The 14,431-nt window shown below is 63.5% G+C and carries 14 protein-coding genes and 1 riboswitch; of the genes, 10 read left to right on the top strand and 4 right to left on the bottom strand.

Annotated elements, in window-relative coordinates; genetic code table 11:
* From G552_RS0102165 to G552_RS0102155, 3 genes are all read left to right on the top strand, one after another.
* Positions 1-894 (top strand): YhjD/YihY/BrkB family envelope integrity protein, encoded by an 894-nt coding sequence (locus tag G552_RS0102165; RefSeq protein WP_027881520.1) that lies wholly within the window; start codon positions 1-3, stop codon positions 892-894.
* A gap of 64 nt (positions 895-958) precedes the next feature.
* Positions 959-2,440 carry an ABC transporter permease subunit gene (locus tag G552_RS0102160; protein ID WP_051195646.1) on the top strand — a complete coding sequence of 494 codons (1,482 nt, stop codon included), beginning with the start codon at positions 959-961 and terminating at the stop codon, positions 2,438-2,440.
* 72 nt (positions 2,441-2,512) lie between these two features.
* Positions 2,513-2,661, top strand: a riboswitch (FMN riboswitch).
* Between the two features lie 145 nt (positions 2,662-2,806).
* Entirely contained in the window at positions 2,807-3,790 is a 984-nt protein-coding gene (locus tag G552_RS0102155) for an ABC transporter substrate-binding protein (protein WP_027881518.1), read from the top strand.
* Here the strand turns inward: G552_RS0102155 and G552_RS0102150 are convergent.
* On the bottom strand, positions 3,787-4,626 hold the full coding sequence (locus tag G552_RS0102150) for an NAD(P)-dependent oxidoreductase (protein ID WP_027881517.1): 840 nt from the start codon (positions 4,624-4,626) through the stop codon (positions 3,787-3,789). The two genes, G552_RS0102155 and G552_RS0102150, sit on opposite strands and share 4 nt — an antisense overlap.
* Before the next feature lie 133 nt (positions 4,627-4,759).
* Between G552_RS0102150 and leuS the strand changes: the two genes are divergently transcribed.
* Both leuS and G552_RS14610 read left to right on the top strand, forming a co-directional pair.
* A complete protein-coding gene (gene leuS, locus G552_RS0102145) occupies positions 4,760-7,393 on the top strand; it encodes a leucine--tRNA ligase (RefSeq protein ID WP_027881516.1) in 2,634 nt (877 codons plus the stop codon).
* A 72-nt stretch (positions 7,394-7,465) separates the two neighbouring features.
* Positions 7,466-7,807: a hypothetical protein gene (locus G552_RS14610; RefSeq protein ID WP_051195645.1), complete on the top strand. Its 342-nt coding sequence runs from the start codon at positions 7,466-7,468 to the stop codon at positions 7,805-7,807.
* Positions 7,808-7,811: 4 nt separating this feature from the next.
* Here the strand turns inward: G552_RS14610 and G552_RS0102135 are convergent, their stop codons facing one another.
* Genes G552_RS0102135 through G552_RS0102125 form a run of 3 tightly spaced genes read right to left on the bottom strand, consistent with a single transcriptional unit; the run spans position 7,812 to position 10,154 of the window.
* Positions 7,812-8,213, bottom strand: coding sequence for a hypothetical protein (locus G552_RS0102135; protein WP_027881515.1), 402 nt, complete (start codon positions 8,211-8,213; stop codon positions 7,812-7,814).
* 13 nt (positions 8,214-8,226) lie between these two features.
* Entirely contained in the window at positions 8,227-8,865 is a 639-nt protein-coding gene (locus G552_RS0102130; protein ID WP_036270148.1) for a response regulator, read from the bottom strand.
* Entirely contained in the window at positions 8,862-10,154 is a 1,293-nt protein-coding gene (locus tag G552_RS0102125) for a sensor histidine kinase (protein ID WP_027881513.1), read from the bottom strand. Before G552_RS0102125 ends, G552_RS0102130 begins: the two co-directional genes overlap by 4 nt.
* 130 nt (positions 10,155-10,284) lie before the next feature.
* Between G552_RS0102125 and G552_RS0102120 the strand changes: the two genes are divergently transcribed.
* From G552_RS0102120 to G552_RS0102100, 5 genes are all read left to right on the top strand, one after another.
* On the top strand, positions 10,285-10,746 hold the full coding sequence (locus tag G552_RS0102120) for a hypothetical protein (RefSeq protein ID WP_027881512.1): 462 nt from the start codon (positions 10,285-10,287) through the stop codon (positions 10,744-10,746).
* Between the two features lie 97 nt (positions 10,747-10,843).
* On the top strand, positions 10,844-11,182 hold the full coding sequence (locus G552_RS0102115; protein ID WP_027881511.1) for an ArsR/SmtB family transcription factor: 339 nt from the start codon (positions 10,844-10,846) through the stop codon (positions 11,180-11,182).
* Positions 11,179-12,954 (top strand): proton-conducting transporter transmembrane domain-containing protein, encoded by a 1,776-nt coding sequence (locus G552_RS14605; protein WP_051195644.1) that lies wholly within the window; start codon positions 11,179-11,181, stop codon positions 12,952-12,954. Before G552_RS0102115 ends, G552_RS14605 begins: the two co-directional genes overlap by 4 nt.
* On the top strand, positions 12,951-13,808 hold the full coding sequence (locus tag G552_RS0102105) for a respiratory chain complex I subunit 1 family protein (protein ID WP_027881510.1): 858 nt from the start codon (positions 12,951-12,953) through the stop codon (positions 13,806-13,808). The genes G552_RS14605 and G552_RS0102105 overlap by 4 nt, the downstream gene beginning before the upstream one ends.
* Positions 13,809-13,849: 41 nt before the next feature.
* Positions 13,850-14,431: an NADH-quinone oxidoreductase subunit K gene (locus G552_RS0102100; protein WP_027881509.1), complete on the top strand. Its 582-nt coding sequence runs from the start codon at positions 13,850-13,852 to the stop codon at positions 14,429-14,431.

Below are 14,431 nucleotides of genomic sequence, written 5' to 3'. Positions count from 1 at the left end.
ATGGCCCTCCTCCTGCAGGCTTCCCGCCTATACCAAAAGGCCCACATCCCCTTTTTCGCCGCCGCCTTAGCCTACTACGCCCTCTTCAGCCTGATGCCCCTGCTGATCCTCCTGGCCGGCCTCTTCGGCTTTGTGCTCTCGGGCAACACCGCCTTGCGCGAGGCGGTGTTGGTGCGCCTGATCGAGCTGGTGGTGCTGCTTTTTCCCACCCAGCCCGACCTGGCCCAAACCGTGGTGGGCTTTCTCACCCGCAGCGCATTCCCCCTAACCTTTCTGAGCCTGCTGGTGCTGCTCTGGGCCAGCAGCAACTTCTTCGCCGCCCTGGCCTATGCCCTGGGCCTTATCTTTGGCCAAGCAGCCCCCTCCTTACCCCCCAGCCCCCAGGCCCCTATTCCTCCCCTACCTTCTGCTGCCCTTCCCCGCCTGTTCGAGCGGGGGCAGCGCTGGCTGGGGGCCATGCGTGGGCGCATCGCCGGTCTGCTGGCCCCCCTGCTGTTAGGGCTGGCCCTGATCCTCCTGTCCCTCCTGGGGCTAGCCCTGGGCTTCTTGCTACGCTACCTACCGGCAGAGCTGGGCTTCCTGCGCGGGGGTATGGAAGGGGTGCTGCCCGTCTTGGGGGCCCTTTGGCTCTTTTTCCTGACCTATGTGCTGCTACCCGCCCATACCCCCCGGCTGCTGCCCGCCTTTGCCGCCGCGCTGAGTGCCGCCCTGGCCTGGGAGGGCATGCGACTGGGCCTGCCTCTGCTTTTGCCCCGCACCCAGTATGAGCTCATCTATGGCCCCATCGCCGGCTTTTTGCTGGGCTTGGTGGGCTTTTACCTAACCATGTGGATTCTGCTGGCTGGGGCCATTCTGGCCAAAATTTGGAGTGACCACTCGAGCGAGGCCCTCTAGTCTGCAGCAGACCCCTTGGGCTTTCACATGCAGTGGGGCTCAGCAGGGAGGATATGCTAAGACCATGAGCCAAACCATACCCGCCCCACCTCAGGCCACGCCGGCCACCCCGGTCATCCGGCTCTCAGGGGTCTCGGTAGCCTTCGGGGGACACGAGGTGCTCAAGGGGGTCGACCTCGAGGTACGCAAGGGCGAGTTCATCGCCATTATTGGGCCTTCGGGAGGGGGTAAAAGCACCCTGCTGCGGGTAGTGGCCGGGCTGCTCAAGGCCCAGCGAGGCACGGTAGAGGTGCTGGGCCAGCCAGCCATGGTCTTTCAGGACTACCGGCTTCTGCCCTGGCGCACGGTGGAGCAGAACATCCGGCTGCCCATCGAGCTTACCGGGCGGGGCCAGGTCGAAACCTACCTGGGGATGAAACCCTACCGCCAGTACTATCCCCATCAGCTTTCCGGTGGGATGAAGGCCCGCGTGGCCATCGCCCGGGCTCTGGCCCAGGAGGCCGAGGTCTTGCTGATGGACGAGCCTTTCGCGGCCCTGGACGCTTTGGTGCGCGAACGTTTCAACCTCGAGCTCAAACAGCTCCACCAGCGTACCGGCAAAACCATCCTCTTCGTCACCCACAGTATCCGCGAGGCAGTCTACCTAGCTGACCGGGTGGTGGTGCTGACCGGGGGCCGGGTCGAGGCCATCCTGGAAACCAAAGACGAAGGGCGCATCACCGCCTTCACCGATGGCCTCGAGGCCGAGCTGCGGCAGCGCCTGGGTGTGGCCGACTCCACCTTTATTGAGCCCTCCCCCCCACCCGCCCGCCCCCCCTGGGAGCTACTAGGGGTAGCGGGCCTTTCGGGGCTGTTCATCCTGGTCTGGAGTCTTCTGGCCGCGCGCATTCCCCTGTTCGTCCCCTCGCCGGCCCAGGTAGCCACAGCCTTTGCCCAGAACTTTGGCCTGCTGCTACAGCAAGCTGGGGCCACCCTCGAGGCCGCCTTCTGGGGCGTCTTGACCTCGCTTTTGCTGGGGCTCCCCATTGGCTATGCCATGGGGCGTAGCCGCGCTTTAGAACGATTATTCTCCCCTTTCATCGTGGCCTTACAGGCCATCCCCACCATCATCATCGCGCCCTTGCTGGTGATCTGGTTTGGCTACGGCCTGACCTCCAAGGTCATCACCGTATGCCTCATCTCCATTTTTCCCGTGCTGGTCAGCACCATGGTAGGGGTGCGGGAGGTGGACAAAACCTACCGCGAGGTCTTCCAGACCATGGGGGCTAGCGCCTGGGGGGTGTTTAGCAAGCTGGAGTTTCCTGGGGCCTTGCCGGTGGTGCTGGGTGGGCTGCGCCTGGCGGTCTCGCTGGCGCTGATTGGCGCAGTGGTTGCCGAGTTCGTTTTCGGTGGGGCCGGGCTGGGCTATCTGGCCAACAGCGAGCGCCTCAACTTCCGCTACGCCAACGCCTTCGCTGCGGTCGGCATGATGGTCATTCTGGGCATCAGCCTCTATGCCCTGGTGGCCGGCCTCGAGGGCTATGTGTTGCGCTACCGGCGCAAGTAAATCACAAAACTAGCCCGCCCCACTTTACCGAAGAGCAGCCGGGGGATTATGCTAACCCTGGGCCGGCAGGCCCAATTCCTTCAGGGCGGGGTGGAATTCCCCACCGGCGGTGAGCGAGTCTATTCGCAAGCCCGCGAAGCCTGGAAATCCAGCACACCTCCAGGCCCGATTCGGTGCAAATCCGAAGCCGACGGTAACAGTCCGGATGGGAGAAGGAGTGAAGCCTGGGTGCCCCTGTGCCCGGGCGCGAAAGGTGAGCGATACTTCCTAAAAAAACCCTCCCACAAACCAGGTTCATAGGCACTCGGTCTGCCGCAGCAGTCGCGTTCTGCTCGGCGTGGGTTTGCATAGCTTCGTGGAGGGAAAATGCAGCGTTGGTTGATTGGATTGGTGCTTCTACTGTCGTTGGCGCTGGCGCAAGGCCAGAAGGTTCGGGTTGGGCTGGGCTACCTGCCCGACGTGCAGTTCGCTCCCTTCTACCTGGGTGTGGTGGAGGGGCTGTACCCGCAAGAGGGCCTCGAGGTGGAGTTTCAGCACGGCTTCGTGAGCGAGCTGTACCCGCTTCTGGCCCAGGGGCGGCTGGATTTCGTGGTGGGGGACGCCGAGGACGTCATCGCCCTGCGGGCGCAAAACCCCCAGGCCACCCCCTTCAAGTACGTGATGGCCCTGTACCAGTCGGTGCCCAATGCCCTGTTCTCGCTGGCCGAGAAAAACATCCGCTCGGTGCGCGACCTCAAGGGCAAGACCATTGGGATGCCGGGGATGTTTGGGGTCTCCCTGACCTCTTTGCAAGCCATCCTAAGAGCTGCTGGGCTTAAGGAAAGCGATGTGCGTATCCTACAAATCGGCTTCACCCAGGCCGAGGCGGTGGTCTCGGGCCGGGTGGATGTGGCCATGGGCTTCATCAACAACGAGCCGGTCTTCCTGCGGCAAAGGGGCGTAGCCCTCAACGTGATTCCCGCCGGCCCCTACAACCGCAGCCCCGGCAACGGGGTTATCACCACCGACCGGGTGCTACAAAATCCCGAGCTGGTGCGGCGCTTTCTGGCTGCGTCCCAGGCAGGCATGGCCCTCACCCTGCGCGAGCCTGAGCGGGCCTTTGCCGCGGCCCGGCGCTTCGTGCCCAATCTGGGCCAGGAGCGCATGGAGGTACTCAAGGCTTCCATTCGGTTGTACGAGTCGCCTTACACCCGCCAGAACGGGCTGGGCTTCTCCAATCCCCAGGCCTGGCAAAGCGCCTTGCTGCTCTTGCAACAGACTGGCCGGGTCAAGACCGACCTGCCCCCTATGGCCTTCTACACCAACGAGTTCCTAAAGCCCGGGGTGCAGGCCCGGCCCAGCACACCTTAGGGCACCAGCCTGAGAAACAAAGCCGAGTGGTCGAGGTCGCCCTTTTGGGCGGCCTCGAGCTCGGCGTAGAAGCGCAGGGCACTTTGCAGATGGGGCAGCTCGAGGCCCGCCTGTTCGGCTAGTGCCTGGGCCAGGCGCAGGTCTTTGAGCTGGGTGCGCACCCGCGCCCCCGGCACAAAGCGGCGCTCAATCATGCGGGTGCCGTGTATCTGCAAAATCTTGGAGTCGGCAAACCCACCCTGCAAGGCTAGCTGGAGCTTGCGAGGGTCCAAACCCTGCCGCTCGGCCAGAGCAATGGCCTCGGCCACCGCCTCGATGGTCAGGCCCACGATGAGCTGGTTGATGACCTTCGCGGTATGGCCTGCCCCCGGCCCACCCAAGTGGACGGGCCGGCCCAGGGCCTCCAGGATGGGCCGAACCCGCTCGTAGTCGGCTGGCTCGCCCCCCGCCATAATGGCCAAGGTGGCGCTCTGGGCCCCTTCAGGCCCCCCCGAGACGGGGGCATCCACCCAGCCGATGCCCCGGGCCTTCAAACGCTGGGCGTGACGCCGGGAATGGGCCGGGTCGGAGGTTCCCATGTCCAGCACCACCTGGCCCGCCCGCAAGTAGGGCTCGAGGCGCTCCAGCACAGCATCTACCGCCGCTGAGTCGGAAAGCATCAGCAGCAGCACCTCGGCCTGGGCGGCCTCCTCCAGCGAGGCCAAGCAAGGAATACCTTCCAGAAGCTCAGGGCTGAGGGTGCTGCGGTTCCAGCCCTTGACCCTCCAACCTTTGGCCCGCAGCACCCGGGCCATCGGGCGGCCCATCAATCCAAGACCCAACACACTCACCTGCATGCCTAAAGCATAGGCCATACCCAGGCCGGCTTCCCGCTAAGCAGTGGGGCGGCTCCCCCGGCACACAGCGCTCTATTTCCGCTTTTGGCCTTTCAGGCAATACAATGCCTAGTGAGAAGTGGAGTAGCGAACCATGGTCACAACCGACAGATACAACCCCCACGAGATCGAGCCCAAATGGCAGAAATACTGGGAACAGATCGGGTTGCTGCGGGCCAGCGAGGACAGCGGCAGAGGCAAAAAGGCCTACATTCTGGTGATGTTCCCTTACCCCTCAGGCGACCTGCACATGGGCCACCTCAAGAACTACACCATGGGCGATGTGCTGGCCCGCTGGCGCACCCAGCAGGGCTACTCGGTCTTGCACCCCTTCGGTTGGGACGCCTTCGGCCTGCCCGCCGAGAACGCCGCCTTAAAGTTCGGGATTAGCCCTGCCGACTGGACCTTCGGTAATATCCAGCAGTCCAAGGAATCGCTGGCCTTGATGGGCATCCAGTACGACTGGAGCCGCGAGGTCACCACCTGCACCCCTGCATACTACAAGTGGAACCAGTGGATCTTCCTCAAGATGTACGAGAAGGGGCTGGCCTACCGCAAGAAGAGCTACGTCAACTGGGACCCGGTCGAGCAGAGCGTGCTGGCCAACGAGCAGGTCATCGACGGGCGGGGCTGGCGCTCGGGGGCGCTGGTAGAAAAGCGCGAGCTGGAGCAGTGGTACCTCAAGATTACCGACTACGCCGAGCGCCTGCTGGCCGACCTGGATAAACTGCCCCGCTGGCCCGAGAAAGTCAAGGCCATGCAGCGGGCCTGGATTGGCAAGAGCGTAGGCGCCGAGTTCGACTTCCCGGTAAAGGGCCACGCGCATAAGATTCGGGTCTTCTCCACCCGTCCCGATACCATTTTCGGCGCCACCTTCATGGTGCTGGCCCCCGAGCACGAGCTCGTCGCCCGGATCACCACTCCCGAGCAGAAGGAGGCCGTGGAGGCCTACGTCGCGGCCACCCGCATGAAGAGCGAGGTCGAGCGGCAGCGCGAGGACCGCGAGAAGACCGGGGTCTGGACCGGGGCCTACGCCATTAACCCGGCCAACGGCAAGGAAATCCCCATCTGGATTGCCGACTACGTGCTCGCGGGCTATGGTACCGGGGCCATCATGGCCGTGCCGGGACAGGATCAGCGCGACTGGGAGTTCGCCGAAAAGTTCGGCCTCGAGATCATCCGCACCGTAGAGCCCCCCGCCGGTTGGCAGGGCCAGGCTTACACCGAGGACGGCCCGGCCATTAACTCCGGTTTCCTCAACGGCCTCTATGTGGAAGAGGCCAAACAAAAAATCATTGCCTGGATGGAGGAAAAAGGCATCGGCCAGGCCAAGGTCAATTACCGCCTGCGCGACTGGCTCATCAGCCGCCAGCGCTACTGGGGCACCCCCATCCCCATGATCCACTGCGATAGCTGCGGCATCGTGCCGGTACCCTACGAAGACCTACCCGTGGTGCTGCCCACGCTCAAGGACGTGGAGGATATCCGCCCCAAGGGCAAAAGTCCCCTGGCCGCCCATCCTGAGTTCTACCAGTGCACCTGCCCAAAGTGCGGCGGGATAGCCCAGCGCGACACCGATACCATGGACACTTTCTTCGATTCGTCCTGGTACTTCCTGCGCTATACCGATGCGCACAACGAGAACCTGCCCTTCGACCCGACCAAGGCCAACTTTTGGATGCCGGTAGATCAGTACATCGGCGGGATTGAGCACGCCATTTTGCACCTGCTGTACGCCCGCTTCTTCACCAAGTTCCTGCACGACCTGGGCTTGGTGGAGGCCGAGGAACCCTTCGAGGGCCTCTTCACCCAAGGCATGGTGCAAGGCTGGACCGATGTGGGCGAGGTGGTGCTAGAAGGCCAGACCCTCCGCTTCAAAAATCCCGAGCGCCGGGCCAAGCTGGAACTGCCGGAGACCCTCACCCTGGAAGAGGCCCAGAAGAGCGGAGCCGAGCTGCGCACCCACGAGGACGGCACCTTGCACTTCTGGAAGCCGGCCACCATGTCCAAGAGCCTGGGCAACGGGGTGATGGTGGGGCCCTTTGTTCGGGAGCAGGGGGCTGATATTGCCCGCATCACCATTTTGTTTGCTGCTCCACCGGAAAACGAGATGGTCTGGACCGAGGAAGGTGTGCAGGGCGCCTGGCGTTACCTCAACCGGGTGTACCGCCTGGTCAGCGAAAACCTAACCGAGCTCAAGGCCCAGAGTGAAACCTTCGAACCCGCCGAGCTGGAAGGGGCCCACAAAGCCCTCTATCAGAAGCTGCACCAGACCATCAAAAAGGTTACCGACGACCTCGAGGCCCTGCGCTTCAACACCGCCATTGCCGCGCTGATGGAGCTGCTCAACGCCCTAAGTGACTACCGCAAGGAGCAGGGGGTTAGCCCGGTCTTCCGCCACGCGGTGCTGCGCTACGTGCAGATGCTGGCTCCCTTTGCCCCTCACCTGGCCGAGGAACTCTGGCACCACTTCCACACCACCTCGGTTTTCCATGCGCCCTGGCCAACCCTGGATGAAGAAGCACTGAAGGCTGACCATTTCGAGCTGGTGGTACAGGTCAACGGCAGGGTGCGGGGCCGAACTACGGTAAGCAGCAACGCCAGCGAGGAGGAGATTCGGCGCCTGGCCAAAGCCTTACCCAACGTGCAGCAGCACCTCGAGGGCAAGGAGGTGGTCAAGGAAATCTACGTACCCAAGAAGCTTTTGAACATTGTGGTTCGGGGCTAGGGAAAAATGTACGCCGCCCAGTTTGGGCAATTGCCCCTAGCGGTCCCGCTCAAGGCCCCGTAGCATTAGGCTATGGTTAGCCTACATAAAATCAATGCCCTCGCCGAAGGGCAGGTGTTGGAATGCGTAGGGCAGGATGGGGGCGAAAACTTCCGCTTCCTCATCCTGCACACCTCCCCCAGCCATTACGAGGCTTTGGGCAAGATCGTGCTGGCCAACGCCAGCGTTAGCTATCAGTCTTCCGGTTCGATGGAGGCCAACCTACTCCTGCAGTGGCTGGAGACCCTCTTCCAGCGCTGGCCGGGAGCCCAGCGTATCCCCTGGGCGGTGCACGACCTCGAGGAAAAAACCCAGGCCTTCATCCGCGAGGTGCGCGAGGGTATCCGAGAGGCACAGTCTAAACCCTCGAGCTAAAAGCTCAGGGCTCTTCATAGTTGGGGTCATCGGCCTGCTTGGCCCGGCGCAAGCGGGAGCGCAGGGCGGTGGGTGCGTAGGGGGTTTTCCGATGAACAACAGCCCCAAAGCCAGCCATCAGCAAAGCTGGCCCCAGCAAGAACAGCCCCTGAAGGGGATCGGGTACGTAGGGCATAGGAAAGCGCACCAAGAGCGCCCATAGCTGCACCAGCGGTAAAACCCCTCCCATCAGCAAGCCGCTCAGCCACCACTGTCCCGGCCACCACCAACCCACCACGAAGCCCATCAGCAAAAGAAAAGTGCCGGCAAACAGCAGATCCACATTGCCCAAGTCGGCCAAAGCCACCACCAGGCCAATGCTGGCCGGAACCAAATAGCGCAGGCCCGCTCGCACAACCTCCACCATACCCGCTTTGGACTTATCCCTCCAAGCGAAGGATACCCCGCTCGAGCGCCGCAGTCACGGCAGCGGTGCGGTCGTCCACGCCTAGCTTGCCGAAGGTGTGCAACAGATGGGTTTTGACGGTAGCCTCGCTAATCTTGAGCTTACGGGCAATTTCCTTGTTGGAAAGGCCCTTGGCTACCAAGGAAAGCACCTCGAGTTCGCGCACGGAAAGGCTTACTTCCCCAGGCCCCCGCATCCGGCCCAAAAGCCGTGCCGCAACCGGTGGGGAGAGCACAGCCTCTCCCTGGGCGCACAGCCGCACCGCACGAAATAGTTCCTCCCGCGGCACATCCTTAAGCAGATACCCCGTCGCCCCTGCCTCCACCGCCCGAACAATGTCGCTGTCGCTATCATAGGTGGTCAGCACCAGCACCCGAACCCCAGGAAAGTGGGCCCTAATCTGCCGGGTGGCGCTGACCCCGTCCATCTGCGGCATACGCAGGTCCATCAGAACCACATCAGCGGGGTGCTGCTGTAAGAAAGCCAAGGCCTCCTGGCCGTTAGAAGCCTCCCCCAGCACGACAAAATCTGTCTGGGAGGAAAGCAGACCCGAAAGCCCGGCCCGGACTACCGGGTGATCATCTACCAGCAAAATCCGAATCGGGTCCGTCATGGGCAGCCTGCCTTGGCTGGGGCCTCGTGGGTCCTTAGGGGTAGGCTGAAAGCCAGGGTAGTACCCTGCCCCGCTTCGCTCTCCACAGTCATCTGCCCTCCCAACGAGGCTATCCGCTCACGCATGGAACGTAAACCAAAGCTTCCCGAAAGGGAGGGTTGCAACCCTACCCCATCGTCTTGGACATCCATGAGCACCATGTCGTCCAGGTACGAGAGGGTCAGGGTAACGTTGCGGGCCTGGGCGTGTTTGCGCACATTGGCCAAAGCCTCCTGAGCAATGCGCAAAAGCTCGACCTCGAGGGCCCCTGGCAGGGAGCGGGGCTCCCCCGCCAGAACAAACTGCGCAGCAATGCCAGACTCCTTCTGCCAGCGCTGCAACAGGTGCCCTAGGGCCTCGGGCAGTGAGGTGTGCTCCAGGATTTCCGGGCGCAAAGCCCAGACCATGCGGCGGGCCTCGGTAAGTCCCTCGCGGGCCACCGTGCGGGCCTGTTCCAGGTAGCAACCCAACAGAGCCTGGTTTTTGCTCACCATCTCGGCGACCTCGAGCTGCACCGCAATGCTAGCAAAGCCCTGGGCCAGGGTATCGTGAATCTCGCGGGCCAAGCGCTGGCGCTCCTCCAGCATGCCAGCCTGACGCGAGGCCTCTTCCAGCTCGCGGCGGGTGCGCTCGAGCTCCTCTCGGGCCCGGCTTTCCCGCACCAATAGCTCGAGGGTAAAGAGGGCATAGCCCGAGTACAAAAAAGCGATAAATACGAAAAAGGCCAAGGCCAGGTTAGGATACTCAGCAGGGTTGGGCAACGCGCTCCAGGCCGTGCTCCCCTGGGGCCCTTGGGTCATCAGTATTTCAAAGGTTATCTGCAAAGGCTCACGCTGGGCCCACCAGAGCGAAAGCCCACCCAACCCCGCCACCCCCAGCAGCACCGCCCAGAGCGGTAACCAGTAGCGGGCCACGACTGGAACCAAGCCCAAAGCCAGGAAGGGCAGATAGTTCTGGGTTAACCAAGCCACCACTCCTACCCCTACCAAGGCCAGCAAAACCAGCTCCCAGGCCCGCCGCTTCCCCGGGCGCAAGGCCCACAGCACCACCCCCATCAAAGCCAGAGCAGCCCCGACCCGCCAGGCAGCCTGGGCGGGGTTCTGCCAGGGCAGCACCAGCGGCAGCTCTATGGGGCGGGCCGGCACCAACAAGGTAAACCCCAGCACCGTTAGCAGGTTCAGCCCGGTCAGCAAAGCCACCACCCGGGCTACCGGCCTACCGGCAAAGAAGCGGTGCAGACCAAGCCACATCGTGCAAATTGTAGCTCAAAGGCAAAAAGTGGTTTGCGAAGGCTAATTCAATCGGCCCTCTCGCGCGAGCCATGATTCTCTGGATTAAAGTGGGGGACAGCCAGTGGGCGCAATGCCCCCAGGAGTCAAAATGGGAAAGATCACCCTGCCTCACCGGTACACCGTCCTCGGCAAGCGATTTCGGGAAGCTTTTATCGAAGCGGGCTGGCTTTGCTTTCGCAGTGGCACGGTCTCGGTACGCCTCCATCTGCTAAAGCTGGCGCGCCTCGAGCGCACCTACCAGATGCGCGACGGGTTGCTGGCCGTAGCCTTTGTGGGCTTCTTTGTGGGCCTGGTTAGCCTGCTGCTGCGTTCGCTGGGCTGGCTAAACCTCCCCCAGCTGCTGCGGCTGAGCCCGGCAGCTCTGGAGTATGGGGCCTTGGCCCTAGCCCTGGTGGCCCTGGCGGTCTACCTGTTCTTCCCCATCCGGGTGCTCTACCTCTACGACGGCAGCGCCAGCCCTCTCGCGGTGGTGGGTAGCCAAAAGGGCCTCGAGGCTATGGAAGAGAACCTCTGGAACTCCTTGCAGACCCTACGCGGCCCACAACCCTAACCCCCTCCAGGGGAGAACAACCTCATTCTGCCGCAGTAGCTATATATCAAAGACATTGGCATATTGCAATATAAGATATTCTGAATATAATCATCTAGTGATCTCTGCCCTACATCAGTTTAAAGCCGAGTTCTTCAAAGCCCTGGGCCACCCGGTGCGTCTGGCCATTCTGGATGCGCTGCGGCAGGGCGAGCAGAGCGTGAGCCGGCTGGCCGAGGAGCTGGGCCTCGAGCAGCCCAGCGTCTCCCAGCAGCTCGCGGTGCTGCGCCAGCGGGGCCTGGTCATCGCACGCAAGGAGGGAACCACCGTGCACTACCGCATCGCCGATCCTCAGGTCTATGTTTTCCTCGACCTGGGGCGGGCCATCTTCGAACGGCACCTCAAAAGCCAGAGCAACCAGCTTTCCGCCTTGCAGGAGGGGCTATCCCGGTCATGACGCTAATCTACATCGCTTTCGGCTTGCTGGGTGGGCAAAGCCTGTTGGCCCTGTTGGCACCCGCCGCCTACCGCTACCTGCCCCTGGGCTTAGGGGGCAGCGGCCTGTTGCTGGCGCTGGCAGGCCTACCCGCCTGGCTGGGCCAGTCTTCTGCCCTACCGCTGGACGCCACCGCTGGGTTTTACCTGGCCCTTTTGGGTGCCTTGTACCTGGGGGTGGGCTTTTACCTGCGCGACTACCTGGCCCACCATCCGGGGCCTCGAGCCCGCCTGGAAACCCTCCTGCTGCCCCTTTTTGCCGGCAGCATGGCCGGGGTGGTACTGGCCCCTTTGGGCTACAGCTTCCTTTTCCTGTGGGAGGGAATGGCCCTACTGGGCTATCTGCTGATCGCCCTCGAGGGGCCCGCGGCCCTGGCCGGCAGCCGGGCCTTCTTCCTGGCCAGCCGGGTCTCGGGGGCCGGGCTCTTCCTGGCCCTTTTGCTGCTCATCCAGGGCGGGCCGCGGGAGGGGTTGGTTCACCTGGTCTGGGCCGGGCTGGTGCTGGGCTTCGGCACCAAGGCAGCCCTCTTCCCCCTGCATGCCTGGCTGCCCAAAGCCCACCCGGTCGCCATGAGCCCGCTTTCGGCCCTGCTTTCTGGAGGGATGGTCAAGCTAGGGCTCTACGGCCTGTACCGGGCTTTGGACTGGGCCGGGCCAGCTCCGGCCTGGGTGGGCTGGCTTTTGCTGGGCCTGGGGCTGGCCGGAGCGGTGTATGCCCTGGTGCTGGGCCTGGCCGAAAACGACTACAAAGGGGTGCTGGCCTACTCCAGCGTGGAAAACCTCAACCTGCTGCTGGCCGCTCTGGGAGGGTATTTCCTGCTGCAACACCCCTTTTTCCTGCTGGCCTTCTTCTTCCACCAGGCGGCCCACGCCCTCTTTAAGGGCCTCCTCTTCCTGGGGTCGGGGGCGCTAAAGGAGCGGGGGCTTTCGGCCTTGGGGGGGCTTTTCCCAAAGCTACCCCAAACCGCCGCCTACAGCCTGCTGGCAGCCGCTGTGGGGGCCGGCCTGCCCCCTCTGGCGGGCTTTTTGGGTGAGTGGTACCTCTACCAGGGCTTCCTCTCGGTACCCAAGGGGGGCGTGGTCTCGCTTTTAGCCCTGGGGGTGGGGGTGCTGGCCCTGGTAGGGGCCCTGGCCGCGGCGCTGTACGTGCGCCTGCTGGGCCTGGCCTTCCTGGGCCTACCCCGCAGCTCCCAGGCCCTGGAGGTGCACGAGGTGGGGCTATACGGCCAGGTGGGCCTGGGGCTTTTAGCCCTGGGGCTGGTGGGGCTTTCCCTCTTCCCTGGGGCGCTTTTGGCCCCCTTGAACCCGCCGCTGTACCCGGTGGCCCTGCTTGCCCTGGGGCTGCTGGGCCTGGGGGGTGGGCTGGTCTACCTGTTGCAGCGCAAACCCTGGCGCAGCTACACCCCCTGGGATTGCGGCTACAACCAGCCGGGTCAGCCCGGATCGGCCCTTAGCCCCCGCATGCAACCCAACGCCCTGGGGTATAGTGAACAGCTCCTGCGGCTCTTTCCCTTTGTGGAAGTAAAAATCGAAGCCTCGAGGGAGGGGCTATTGCACCCGCCCACGCTGCGCTGGCAGGGAGGGGACTGGTGGGGCACCCTCGAGGCCCTCTTTGCGCGGGGCTATCTTTTCCTGGCCCGCCAGGCCCAAAGGCTCCAGTCGGGGAGCCTGCACCTTTACCTGCTGTTGCAGTTTCTAGCCCTGCTTTTCGTACTGGGGGTGAGCTGGCAATGACCGCTTTGCTGTTCTTGCTTATCGCTCCGCTTTTCACCGGCAGCCTGAAGTGGCTCAAGGCCCGCCTGCAAAACCGCCTGGGCCCCGACCCACTCTACGACTACCGCAACCTGTACAAGCTCTGGCACAAGGCCTGGATTCGCCCCAGTCCCAGCAGCCCCATCTTCGTGTGGGCCCCGGTGATGGCCCTGCTGGGGGCCTTTCTAGCCGCCCTCTTTCTGCCGTTGCTGCCTGGGTTTTCGTTTGCGGGAGACTTCCTGGTGCTGGCCTACCTACTCAACCTGGGGCGTTTCTTCCAGGTGCTAGCCGCTTTGGACACCGGCAGCGCCTTTGGCGGCCAGGGCAGCTACCGGGAAAGCCTGGTGGCGGTGCTGGCCGAGCCCGGCACCCTGCTGGCGCTGGGGGCAGCGGCGCTGGCCTCGAGCCAGCTCTCCCTGGCGGGCCTGGCCCCCCTCTCGGCGGAAAACCTGCTGGTCTATACTCTGGCCCTGGTGGCCCTGGCCCTGGCCCTGGTGGCCGAGGGGGCCCGCATGCCCGTCGACGACCCTACCACCCACCTCGAGCTCACCATGATCCACGAGGCCCAGCTCCTGGATCACAGCGGCCCCTTGCTGGCCCTGTACGAGCTGGCCGCCGGGCTAAAGATGCTGGTCTACCTGGGCCTCATCGCCCTGCTCATGCCCCTGGGCGCCTGGTCTTTCCCTCTGGTGCTGCTCTTGGGCTGGCTGGCTTTGGGCTACCTGGAGACCTACGGGGTTAAGCTTCGCTACCTCAGGCTTCCCGACCTGATGAGCTACAGCACGCTGAGCGGCGTGCTGGCCGTACTGGGGGTGGTGTTACGTTTTCGGATTTAGCCTCTAGCCTGGCCCTGGCCATCCTGGCCACGGGATTTTTGATGGTAGGGCGCAAGAGCCTGGATGCCCTGATCCGGCTATATGCCTTACAAAACGTTTTACTGGGGCTCTTAGCCTTTGTGCTGGCCGAGGGTGAGCTGCACTTCATCCTGGCCGGGCTGGGCCTGCTGCTCATCAAAGGGGTGCTGATTCCGCTGTACCTCTTCCGGCTTCTGGAACGCCTGGGCATCAGCCACGAGGTGGAGTCGTACCTTTCCATCCCGCTCTCGCTGCTTTTAGGCGGCCTGCTGGCCGGGGTGGGCTTCTGGGTGGGCCGCAGCTTCGTGCTGGAGGGGGCCCGGCTGCCCGAGGCGGTGCCGGTGGCCATCGGCCTGATTCTGCTAGGCATGCTCTTTATGGTCAGCCGCAAAAAGGCCGTAACCCAGGTATTGGGCTTTTTAGCCCTGGAAAACGGGGTCTTTCTGCTGGCCCTGGCCGAAACCCACGGCCTGCCCCTCTTTATCGAGATCGGGGTGGCGCTGGACGCCTTCGCCGCGGTGGTGCTGGCCGGGGTGCTGATTTTTCGGATTAAGGAAACCTTCCAACACATCGACACCGCCCGTATGCGCGAACTGAAGGGATAA

It is taken from the genome of Meiothermus rufus DSM 22234, assembly GCF_000423425.1.
Lineage (GTDB): Bacteria > Deinococcota > Deinococci > Deinococcales > Thermaceae > Meiothermus > Meiothermus rufus.
This window is presented reverse-complemented; position numbering and strand designations above follow the sequence as displayed.